This is a genomic window from Nocardia sp. NPDC060220, assembly GCF_042727815.1.
GTDB lineage: Bacteria > Actinomycetota > Actinomycetes > Mycobacteriales > Mycobacteriaceae > Nocardia.
In genome coordinates, this window is record NZ_JBHWZY010000141.1 from 1 (window position 1) to 10,830 (window position 10,830).

Consider the following 10,830-nt stretch of genomic DNA (forward strand, 5'->3'; position numbering starts at 1 on the left):
GCCCAGATCTGATCTGGGCGGGCCGTTCTCGTCGGGAAATGGAGCGACCCCCGAGCCGTTCCACCGCGATCTGTGAACGCGATGGTCCCGGTTGGATCTTCCGGGGGCTCGGGGGTCGGGTGACTGCCTGGGATTCGCTCAGCGCACCGCTGGGGAATCTCCCGCAGTGGAGCTGCTAGCGGGCAGCCACCTCACGCATCCGATGAACATACATTCTTCAGACCACCTCCTCTCTTGTGTACTGATGAATCTATCCGCGCTCGGCGCGCTCGGCAATTGATTTAATTGCGGTTCTGACCTGGGTGAATGCGTCAGGGTGCCGAAGATATCGTGGCGTGATGATGCTCGATGTGGCAGGTGCCGGTCGCGTCGACGGTGACGACGGTGCCGGCTCTGTGCCCGCGCGGGAGTTGGTGGGTGACAACGACAACGGTGCGATCCGGAGCTACGAGACCGCTGTCCGCGTCGAGGAGGTCGAGCAGAAGTTGATCGCCTTCGGCGGCAGCCAGGTGTTCGGTCGGCTCGTCGAGGAGCAGGGTGTGCGCGGGGGCGACGAGGGCGCGGGCCAGCAGGATGCGGCGGCGCTGACCACCGGATACGGCGGCCGCGCCCGCGGTGAGCGAGGTGTGCAGACCGCCCGGCAGCGTATCCAGCCACGGCCCGAGACCGACTGTGCGCAGAGCGCTTTCGGCCTCGTCGAGGGTGAGGTCGCCACGCGCGACTCGCAGGTTCTCGAGAATCGAGGTGCCGAACAGATGCGCGTCCTCCGCGAAGAACGTGACACCGTCCCGGGGCGTATCGAACAGGCCCGCCCATGCCATCAGCAACGTTGTCTTCCCCGCCCCACTGGGCCCGACGACAACCACCCGCGACCCTTCGGGCATCGGTGTCCGCCTGGCCGTGGCCCATGGACTCGTCACCGGTCCCCCGGGAACCACCGACCGCGCGCGTTCTCGAACTCCCGCGGAGTCGAGGTCAGCCCGAGCAGGCTCGACCGCCGCCCACTCGCGGCGCTCACTCCCGGCACTGTCGGCACCGGCAGTGCCGCGGGTTCCTGCCGAGATGCCACGGAGGCGGTGCAGGGCCGCACGGGAAGTGGTGAGGGTGGTCGCGGCGGCGGGAAGCATGCCCACGGCTTCGAAGGCCGACAGCGGGACCAGCACCAGAATCGTCAAAGCCATCGGAGTCATGCCGCCGGGCAGTCCACCGGTCGACCCGTAGGCGGCGATGCCGACCAGCAGCGCACCGAACGCGCTCACCCCGATCGACAGCGGGGTGGCCGCGGCCGCCCACGCGCTGCGCGAGGCAGCCGAATCCTCCGCGCTCACCGCCCGCTGAGAAGCCCTGTCCGCCACGGCGAGTGCCGCATCCAGCCGCCCCGCGACGCGCAGCTCGGCAGCGTGATCGAGTACCGTGAGCGCCCCGGCGGCGAACTCGGCCCGATCGGCTCGCACCGCCCGCTCTGCCTCCCGCGCGGCCGCCGCCGACATCCATGGCGCGAGGATCCCAGAAACCGCCAGCGCGACAGCCAAGATCACCGCGGCCAGGGGCGAAATGATCGCGATCAGCCCCACCGCGGCCAGCGACAACACCACCGCGACCGCCACGGGCACCAACACCCGGACAACCACCGCCCCGAGATCGTCGATATCAGCGCCGGTCCGGACAAGCACATCCCCGCGCCGCAGCGCACGCCCCGTGCTGCCGACAGGGCCCGCGTGGTCCGCCACACCGGTCGGCGCAACCGACGAGCCGCTCCGGTCTCGCCACCACCAGACATCCGACTGCGCCAGCGTGCGATACACCGACGTGCGAGCTGTCGTCATGGCCCGCAAAGCCACATCGTGGGTGGCCAGTCGCTCCAGGTACCGGCACAACCCCCGCGAGATGCCCAGCGCCCGCACCGCGACCACCGCGACGCTCAGATCCAGCACCGGCGGCATCTGCCAGGCCCGCGCGATCAACCACGCGGCCAGCGCCGCCAACCCGAGCCCACTGCCCAACGCCGCCACGCCCCAGGCGATCGCCACCGCGACCCGCGCGGGCGACAACGCGAGCAGCCGCCACATCTCCCGCAGATCGCCGATCATGAGACCTCCACTCCGTACACGCGACCGGCCGACTTACCGGAGGAGCCCACCGCGCGCTGTGGTTCCGAGTCGGCACCAGGCGGGGGTCCGCTCGCTGCCACGGGATCTGAGGCGTCGACCGTGCGGGCAGAAGTCGGTCGGCTGGTGTCGGTGTCGGTGTCGGTGACAGGTGCGGAGTTGCCCGTAGCTTCCGAATCCGGAGCGACCGCTGCAGGCGTGTGCGCCGCGACGACGTCGATCACCACATCGCCCGCTGCCAGCACGGTCGGACGGTGGGCGACGACCACAACGGTCGCACCGGCGGCGGCGTGTTCGCGCAGGGTGGTGAGCACGCGCTGCTCGCTCTCGGGGTCGAGGTGGGCGGTGGGTTCGTCGAGGAGCAGGATCGGGCGGTGCGCGGCGAGGACGCGGGTGAGGGCGAGGCGTTGGCGTTGGCCCAGGGACAGGCCGGTGCCGTTCTGGCCGACGACGGTGTTCCAGCCGTCGGGGAGCTCGGCCAGCACGCTCTCGAATCCCGTTGCGGCACTGACGGCTCGAAGATCATCGACGGTCGGGCCCGGAACGGCCCCGAGCAACTCGACATTCTCGCGCAATGTCCCGGGAACCAGCACCGGCCGCTGCGGCAACCAGGCGATCCGACTCCACCAGCTGTCGAGGTCGAGTTCACGAACATCGGTGCCGTCGACGAAGACGGCGCCTTCGTCGGGTTCGACCAGCCCCAGAATCGCCTGCACCGTAGTCGATTTCCCGCACCCGTTCGGGCCGGTCAGGACGGTCACCAGTCCGGGTTCGAGCACGGCCGTCAATCGATCGGGCGCGGTGCCCGTTCTGGCGGCAACAGACAGCCCACGCAAGCTGATTCGCGCCGTCCCGACACCCGCATCAGGCAGTTCGGCCACGGCCGCCGTGCGGCTACCGGAGGCGATGACCTCGCCCCAGGCGGCGCGAGGAGGCGCCGACTCGGCCCGCCGGGCCGGTTCGAGCACCGCGAAAGCCCGGTCAGCGGCTGCCATTCCGTCTTGCGCCGCGTGGAACTTCTCCCCCACCTGCCGCAGCGGCCAGTACACCTCCGGCGCGAGAATCAATGCCACCAGGCCGCTGTACAACGCCATCTCGCCGAACACCAACCGCAGCCCGATCGCGACCGCGATCAACGCGACACTCAGCGTCGCGAGACTTTCCAGCACCATCGAGGAAAGGAACGCGATCCGCAGCGCGCGCATGGTCCGCTGCCGCAGCGAATCGCCGAGGGCCTGCACCTGATCAACCATCGAGGGTCCGTCCGCACCCTCACGCCCGAGCGCGCGCAAGGTGGGCATGCCCGCGAAAAGGTCGAGGATCTGGTCCGACAACCGCGTGGTCGCGGCGAGCGTCGCCTCGGCTCGCCCCTGGGTGAGCAGCCCGATCAGAACCATGAACACCGGGATCAACGGCACGGTGATCACCGCGATCAGCGCCGAGGTCCGGTCGTGCAGGGCGATGACCACCAGCACCACCGGCGGAACCAGACAGGCCAGCAACAGCGCGGGCAGATAGCCGGTGAACCACCCACGCAACCCGCTGAGACCGTTGCCGACGACGACCGCGATCTCCGTTCGCCGCACGTCGAGGTCCCGTGGCGGCAGCTCGGCGCCGGCCCGCAGCACCGCCGTCTCGAGCTCCGCGACCACCGCGCTTCCGGCCCGATGAGCCAACCGCGCCTGCCACCAACTCGCCAGCCCCCGCACCGCGACGGCCACCGCAAGGACCACCAATTCCGTGGTCCACGTACCGAACTCACGCTTGCCCGGATCCGTGATGACCCCGGCGAGTACCCGCCCCAGCACAATGGCGATCACCACGATCGTCGCTGTGATCACCAGCGCCAGCGCGACAGCGATCACCAGATGCGGCCGCGCCGACCGCGCGTACCGCCACAACCGGGGATCCACCGGGCCGCGCCTCGACCGTGTCGGCGTCACCGCGCCCGGCTCGGGTCCCTCCTGCGACAAGCTCTCCGACACCACAGCGTCCGACCTTTCGCGAGCGACGATTTCCCGAGACGGGGCCGACGCCATCTGTCAGCCCTTACCGCTGCGCGGCAGACCCACCGGCGGCGGAATCTGTTCCACCCGAATCCGCTGCCGGAAAACCCAATAGGTCCACCCCTGATAAATCAACACCACCGGCGTAGCGAGCAACGCCGCCCAGCTCATCACCTTCAACGTATACGGCGACGAGGACGCATTGTGGATGGTGAGGTCGTAGAGCGGGCTGATGGTCGACGGCAGCACATTCGGATACATCGACCCGATGATCAACACCGTCGCCGAGACCACACCGAGCGTCGTGCCGGCAAAAGCCCAGCCGTCACGCCCCGCGAAATTCGCCACCGCGGCTAGCGCGAGCCCGAGCACGGCGGTCACCAGCACGATCCACGTCCACCCGGCGCCGTAGGCGAGTTGCGTCCACAATCCGAATCCGCCGACCACCACCGCGGTGGGAATCAGCAGCAACCTGGCCATCCGCAAGGCATCGGTGCGAACCTCGCCCGCTGTCTTGAGCACCAGGAACACCGCACCGTGCAGCGCGAAGAGAACCGCGGTGGTCAGCCCACCGAGTAACGCGTACGGGCTGAGCAGATCCGCGACCGAACCGACGATCTGCCTGTCCGCGTTCAACGGCACGCCCCGCACCATGTTCGCGAACACCCAGCCCCAGGCCAGTGCGGGAATCCACGACCCGATCCCGATCCCGGTATCGCACCAGGCCCGCCAGGTCGGATCGTTGATCTTGCCCCGGTATTCGATCGCGCACACCCGCAGAATCAAGGCGACGAGCAGGAGCAGCAGCGCCAGATAGAACCCGGAGAACATGCTGGCGTACCACTCGGGAAACGCCGCGAACAGCGCACCGGCGGCGGTGATCAGCCACACCTCGTTGCCGTCCCAGACCGGGCCGATCGTGTTGAGCACGACGCGCCTGCGGGTATCGGACCCCTTGCCGAGAATCGGCATCAGCATGCCGACACCGAAGTCGAATCCCTCGAGCACGAAGTAGCCGGTGAACAGCACACCGATCAGGAGGAACCAGAACTGTTGCAGATCCATCGTCGGCTCCTAGTACGCGAAGGAAAGTTGGGGAGTGTCCGTGCTGTCCGAACTCTCGGCGTGCACGTGGGTGTCCGGCCCGGCGACGACATACCGTCGCATCAGGTAGAACCACACCACCGCGAGCGCACCGTAGAGCAGCGTGAACACCGCCAGCGAGAACATCACGGTCCCGGCCGAGTGTTCGGAGACCGCCTGCTGCACCGTCATTCGAATATTCGGATCGCCGGTCGGATTGGGCACCACCGCCCACGGCTGACGGCCCATCTCGGTGAACACCCAGCCCGCGCTGTTGGCCAGGAACGGTGTGGGGATCGCGAGCAGGCTCAGCCAGGAGAACCATCGCTGATCCGGCACCCGGCCACCGCGCGTCACCCAGAACCCGGCCAACAGCAGCAGCACCGACCCGCCTGCCAGCCCGATCATGGCGCGGAAGGACCAGTAGGTGACGAACAGGTTGGGCCGGTAGTCCCCTGGCCCGTACGCGACGTTGTAGGTCTTCTGCAGATCCACCACACCGTCGAGCGTCACCCCGCTGAATTCGCCCTTGGCGAGATAGGGCAGCACATAGGGCACCTCGAGCACGTGGATCACACCGTCGCAATTGTTGTGCGTGCCCACGGTGAGAACGGAGAAATCGGGGTCGGTCGCCGTGTGGCACAACGATTCCGCCGAAGCCATTTTCATCGGCTGCTGTTCGAACATCAGCTTGCCTTGAATATCGCCGGTGAAGATCAAGGCGACGCCGGAGAGTGCTACCACCACGAGGGCGAATCGCCCTACCGGCCGCCACATCGTCCGCGCCTCTTCGTGTTTCACCGCATCGCTGCTGCGCGCGTTGCGCACCATCCACCAGCCGGCGATACCCGCCACGAAGGTGCCCGCGGTGAGAAACGCGCCCGCGACCACATGCGGGAACGCGGCCAATGTCGTGTTGTTGGTCAGCAGCGCCGCAATGCTTTCCAGCTCAGCGCGTCCGGTCTCGGGGTTGTACCGGGCTCCCACCGGATGCTGCATGAACGAATTGGCGGCGATGATGAAATATGCCGAAGCGTTCACCCCGATGGCGACGATCCAGATGGTCGCCAAATGCACCAGCCTGGGCAACCGGGTCCACCCGAAGATCCACAACCCGATGAACGTCGACTCCATGAAGAAGGCGATCAGCGCTTCCAGCGCCAGTGGCGCACCGAAGACGTCGCCGATGAAGCGGGAGTACTCGCTCCAGTTCATCCCGAACTGGAATTCCTGCACGATGCCCGTCGCGACGCCGAGGGCGAAGTTGATCAGGAACAGCTTGCCGAAGAATTTGGTCAGCCGGTACCAGCGTTCGTTGCCGGTGATCACCCACGCGGTCTGCATCATCGCGATCAGCGGCGCGAGTCCGATGGTCAGCGGAACGAACAGAAAGTGGTAGACGGTCGTGATCCCGAACTGCCACCGGGAGACATCAAGGGTGTCCATCCGACCTCCACCGATCTACTACGACAACTTGTAGTAGATCGTACGCCCGGAATCACCCCGTTCGAGCGTGACAACCGCCACGGCCCGCGGAAACCCTTCCCGCAGGGGCACGCCCACCCGTGCCCCACACACGGATCACCAGTCTCCGATGGTCCCCGGCCGGTCGATCCCGAGGTCGACCATGTCGATGATCTCCTGAGCGTTGTCGGGCGCCGACAAGCGAATGCCGTCGAGCTGGTTCACTCGAGCGGCGAGGGTGATGCTCGACAGCAGCCAGATGCTGTCACAGTCGAAAAGGTCCGCGGTGAACAGTGTCTGGTACTTGCACTCCCAGCCGGACTTCTCCGCCACGTTGAACAGCGCACGCTGCGTGACGCCGGGCAGTACGCCGCTCTTGGCGGGCACGGTGATCAGCTGCTTGCCGCGAGCGATCACCACCGTCGAGCGCGGGCCCTCGAGGACCTTGTGTTCGGTGCTGTGGAAGATCACGTCCTCGGCGCCCATCCGCCGCGCGAACCGCAGCGCGGCCATGTTGGTCGCGTACGACAGCGTCTTCGCGCCGAGCAGCTGCCACGGCGCCGCCTGCGCGAGGTCGACCGAGATGCCGCGCGCCAGCGACATCACCTTCACGCCCTCGGCGCGCGCCGTCGCGACCCGCGCGGGTACCGGGGAGACGAGCACATACGCGGTGGGTTGCGGATCCTCCGGTGCCAGCTCCGAGCGCGGCGCGTCGAATTCCGAGTCGCGGCCGCGCGTGTAGATCAGCCGCAACATTCCTTCCTCTTCCGAGCCCCATTCCTTCACGGCCAGTTCCACCGCGGTGCGCCACCTCGACAGGCCCGGCTCCGGCAGTTCCAGTGCCTGCGCCGAGCGGCGCAGCCGCGCCAGGTGGAATTCCAGCGCGGTGGCCGTGCCGCCGCGCACCAAAATCGTTTCGAATACGCCATCGCCGCGAAGTGCGCCGATGTCGTCGGCATACAGCGACGGCACGTTCGCGTCAGCGACCGTCCCGTCGAGTGTCACAAGAACCCGTTCTCCCATGCGCCGAGCGTAGGCGTTATCGCTCTGTTATGCCTATGGCTGCTCCGAATCGAGCTCGCGACGCGCGCCACGAAGACGACCACGTGCGGCGCGTGTCGGCAGACGCGCCTACAGTGGGTGTCGTGTCACAGGTCGTCTCCCCCAGTCCTGTTCTCCATACTCCGGGTGCCGTCGCGGGTGCACCCGATACCCCGGACGCCGCGGTCGCCTGGCATTACGGTGATCCGTTCGGTGAGCAGAAGGCCGCCGCGGAGCGGGTCGCGGTCGTGGATCGCTCCCATCGCAGCGTCGCCACGATCACCGGCGCCGAGCGCCTGAGCTGGCTGCACACCATCACCAGTCAGCACATCGCCGCGCTACCCGACGGGCACAGCGCCGAGACTCTCGACCTCGATCTCAACGGCCGGGTACTCAATCACTTCGTTCTCACCGACCTCGACGGCACCCTGTGGCTCGATACCGAGGCCGACCGCGGCGCCGAGCTGCTGGCGTTCCTCCAGAAGATGGTCTTCTGGGCCGACGCCAAGCCCGAGGACGCGCCGGATCACGCCGTGCTGAGCCTGCTGGGCCCGCGAGTGGACACGCTGCTCGATGCTCTCGGCATCGCGCAACTGCCAGAGATCTACGGAGCGGTCGCGCTGCCCGGTGGTGGCTTCCTGCGGCGGATGCCGAACTCCTTCGATCTGATCGTGCCCAGGGCCGAGCTCTCGGCCTGGTGGACCGAGCTCACCCAGGCCGGTGCCGCACCGGCGGGTATGTGGGCCTACGAGGCGCTGCGCGTGGCGTCACTGAGGCCGCGCATCGGCGTGGACACCGACGAACGCACCATCCCGCACGAGGCCCGCTGGATCGGCGGCATCGACGAGCACGGGGCCGTCCACCTCGACAAGGGGTGCTACCGCGGCCAGGAAACCGTGGCCAGGGTCCACAACCTCGGCAAGCCCCCGCGCAATCTGGTGCTGCTGCACCTCGACGGCTCGGCCGACGAGCGCCCGGCCACCGGTGACGACGTGACCGCGGGCGGCCGCACCGTCGGCCGCCTCGGCACTGTCGTCGACCACTACGAACTCGGCCCGATCGCCCTGGCTCTGATCAAGCGTTCGGTCCCCGCGGGCACCGAACTGGTGGTCGGCAGCATGGCCGCGGCCATCGACCCCGACTCGGTTCCCGCCGACGACACCGAGCAGGCGGGGCGCGCCGCCGTCAACCGGTTGCGCGGGCGATGAACCGTCCGGTCATGCGCGTCGGCGATACCGGCCGCGTCGAGGCCGTGTGCGTCGTCCACGCCGAGATCGAGGTGCGCACCCGTGTCGGTCGCACGGCCATCGACAAGCGTCCGGTCGACGGCCGGGTAGCCGTGGCCGCCCTCGGTCTGCACGGTGACCACGTCTGCGACACCGCCCACCACGGCGGCATCGACCAGGCCGTCTACGCCTATGCCGACGAAGACGCCCGCCGCTGGGCGAGCGAACTCGACCGCGAACTGCCCGCGGGCTGGTTCGGCGAGAACCTGCGCCTGACCGGCCTGCCGGTCAGCGACGCGGTGCTCGGCGCGCACTGGGCGATCGGCGACACCCTGCTCGAGGTCAGCGCACCCCGGGTGCCCTGCGCGACCTTCCAGCAGTGGTCGGGCGAGCAGCGGTGGGTGAAACGGTTCGCGTTGCGATCCGATACCGGCGCCTACTTCCGGGTGCTCACCGAGGGCACGATCGGCGCGGGCGACGAAGTCCGCGTCGTCCACGTTCCCGAACACGGCATCACCGTGCGCGATCTGTTCACCGGCGCCGACCCCGTGCGCCTGGAACGCCTGCGCGCGGAAGAGGCGACCATCTCCGCCGACGTTCGCATGCAGATCGACCGCCACACCCGAACCCGAACCGTCGCCGTGGAGGTCGAGGCATGAGCGGTCAACGCGCGGAGGCGGCAGCTCGCGTAACCACATGCCCGAGGGAGACAGCATGAGTGTCGAACTGGTCGAAGTCGTCCGATCCGGCTTCCGTGAGTGCGTGCACCGCGGATCCGTCGTCATCCTCGACGCCTTCGGCACCCCCACCCTCGAACTCGGTGAGATCCACGGCCCGATCTTCCCGCGCTCCACCAACAAGCCGATGCAGGCACTGGCCCTGCTGCGCAACGGTTTCGATCCCGTCGACGACGACGAACTCGCCATCGCCACCGCCTCCCACTTCGGTGAACCCGACCACATCGCCCTCGTCCGCCGCCTGCTCGACCGCTTCGGCTGCACCGCCGGCGACCTCGCCTGCCCACCCGACCTGCCCTTCGAGGAGAAGGCCCGCGCCGCCGCGATCACCGGCGCGGGCCCGAGTCCGCTGTACATGAACTGTTCCGGCAAACACGCCGCGATGTTGGCGACCTGCGCGATCAACGATTGGCCGCGCACCGGATACCTCGAGATCGAGCACCCGCTGCAGCAAGCGGTCCTGGCCACCGTCGCCGACGTCACCGGCGAACCGGAGACCGATCTGGGCATCGACGGCTGCGGCCTGCCGATCGTGCCCGTCTCGCTGATCAACCTCGCGCGCGCCTTCGCCGGCTTCACCACGGCCGAGTCCGGCACCGCGCCGCGCCGGATCGCCGATGCCGTTCGGGCGAATCCACGAGTGATTTCCGGCACGAGCGGCCCGGATCTGCTGGCCATGTCGGCGACCCCTGGACTGTTCTGCAAGATCGGCGCCGACGGCGTGCATGCGGGCGCGCTCCCCGACGGAAGGGCCTTCGCGTACAAGATCGAAGACGGTCACGATCGGGCCCGGATGCCTCTGACGCTGGCGATTCTGCGCGAACTCGGCGTCGAGTGGACCGATCAGCACACTCAGCTCGCGGCCACCGCGGTGTTCGGCGGCGACGCCAGAGTCGGTGTGATCCGCGCGATTCCGGGAGTCATCTGAGACCGGGCGGTCTGGGCGAAGAAGGGGCAAACCGGGGCGCTTCGACAGGTCTTCACCCACTCCTGGGAGCGCGACGCTCTGACACACGCTAAAGTGTCTGTCAGGAAGAGTATTAATTCGAACGGGGCCGCCAACAAACCCCAGGCCGCCCCGCAGTGACGCGAGGGGGTCAGCCATGGGCCGTGGCCGGGCTAAGGCAAAGCAGACCAAAGTCGCACGTGAGCTCAAGTACAGCTC

At 68.1% G+C, this 10,830-nt stretch carries 9 protein-coding genes; 4 read left to right on the top strand and 5 right to left on the bottom strand.

Annotation, left to right across the window (positions count from 1 at the left end; all coding sequences use genetic code 11):
* Positions 1-311: 311 nt before the first annotated feature.
* The 5 genes from cydC to ACFWF3_RS09980 form a co-directional block, all read right to left on the bottom strand.
* Positions 312-2,090, bottom strand: coding sequence for a thiol reductant ABC exporter subunit CydC (cydC, locus tag ACFWF3_RS09960; RefSeq protein ID WP_379313315.1), 1,779 nt, complete (start codon positions 2,088-2,090; stop codon positions 312-314).
* Entirely contained in the window at positions 2,087-4,147 is a 2,061-nt protein-coding gene (cydD, locus tag ACFWF3_RS09965; protein ID WP_379313316.1) for a thiol reductant ABC exporter subunit CydD, read from the bottom strand. Before cydD ends, cydC begins: the two co-directional genes overlap by 4 nt.
* 3 nt (positions 4,148-4,150) lie before the next feature.
* Positions 4,151-5,179, bottom strand: a complete 1,029-nt coding sequence (cydB, locus tag ACFWF3_RS09970; RefSeq protein WP_379313318.1) for a cytochrome d ubiquinol oxidase subunit II — start codon at positions 5,177-5,179, stop codon at positions 4,151-4,153.
* Between the two features lie 9 nt (positions 5,180-5,188).
* The gene (locus ACFWF3_RS09975) at positions 5,189-6,643 is read right to left on the bottom strand and encodes a cytochrome ubiquinol oxidase subunit I (RefSeq protein WP_379313319.1); all 1,455 of its coding nucleotides are present in this window, start codon (positions 6,641-6,643) and stop codon (positions 5,189-5,191) included.
* Positions 6,644-6,778: 135 nt separating this feature from the next.
* A complete protein-coding gene (locus ACFWF3_RS09980) occupies positions 6,779-7,684 on the bottom strand; it encodes an aminodeoxychorismate lyase (protein WP_378631794.1) in 906 nt (301 codons plus the stop codon).
* A gap of 122 nt (positions 7,685-7,806) precedes the next feature.
* On the opposite strand from ACFWF3_RS09980, the gene ACFWF3_RS09985 reads away from it, so the two are divergent.
* The 4 genes from ACFWF3_RS09985 to ACFWF3_RS10000 form a co-directional block, all read left to right on the top strand.
* Entirely contained in the window at positions 7,807-8,910 is a 1,104-nt protein-coding gene (locus ACFWF3_RS09985; protein WP_379313321.1) for a YgfZ/GcvT domain-containing protein, read from the top strand.
* A gap of 11 nt (positions 8,911-8,921) precedes the next feature.
* Positions 8,922-9,587 (top strand): MOSC domain-containing protein, encoded by a 666-nt coding sequence (locus tag ACFWF3_RS09990; RefSeq protein ID WP_379313322.1) that lies wholly within the window; start codon positions 8,922-8,924, stop codon positions 9,585-9,587.
* A 55-nt stretch (positions 9,588-9,642) separates the two neighbouring features.
* Positions 9,643-10,593, top strand: a complete 951-nt coding sequence (locus tag ACFWF3_RS09995) for an asparaginase (RefSeq protein ID WP_378990581.1) — start codon at positions 9,643-9,645, stop codon at positions 10,591-10,593.
* Positions 10,594-10,768: 175 nt separating this feature from the next.
* Positions 10,769-10,830, top strand: a 62-nt coding sequence (locus ACFWF3_RS10000) for a DUF3073 family protein (protein WP_379313323.1), incomplete at its 3' end; no start/stop codon positions are given.

Bases quoted from the DNA above. Each gene is read 5' to 3' on its own strand.
- ACFWF3_RS09975 (WP_379313319.1), bottom strand. From the start codon at position 6,643: ATGGACACCCTTGATGTCTCCCGGTGGCAGTTCGGGATCACGACCGTC.
- ACFWF3_RS09990 (WP_379313322.1), top strand. From the start codon at position 8,922: ATGCGCGTCGGCGATACCGGCCGCGTCGAGGCCGTGTGCGTCGTCCAC.
- cydB (WP_379313318.1), bottom strand. From the start codon at position 5,179: ATGGATCTGCAACAGTTCTGGTTCCTCCTGATCGGTGTGCTGTTCACC.
- ACFWF3_RS09995 (WP_378990581.1), top strand. From the start codon at position 9,643: ATGAGTGTCGAACTGGTCGAAGTCGTCCGATCCGGCTTCCGTGAGTGC.
- cydC (WP_379313315.1), bottom strand. From the start codon at position 2,090: ATGATCGGCGATCTGCGGGAGATGTGGCGGCTGCTCGCGTTGTCGCCC.
- ACFWF3_RS09980 (WP_378631794.1), bottom strand. From the start codon at position 7,684: ATGGGAGAACGGGTTCTTGTGACACTCGACGGGACGGTCGCTGACGCG.
- cydD (WP_379313316.1), bottom strand. From the start codon at position 4,147: ATGGCGTCGGCCCCGTCTCGGGAAATCGTCGCTCGCGAAAGGTCGGAC.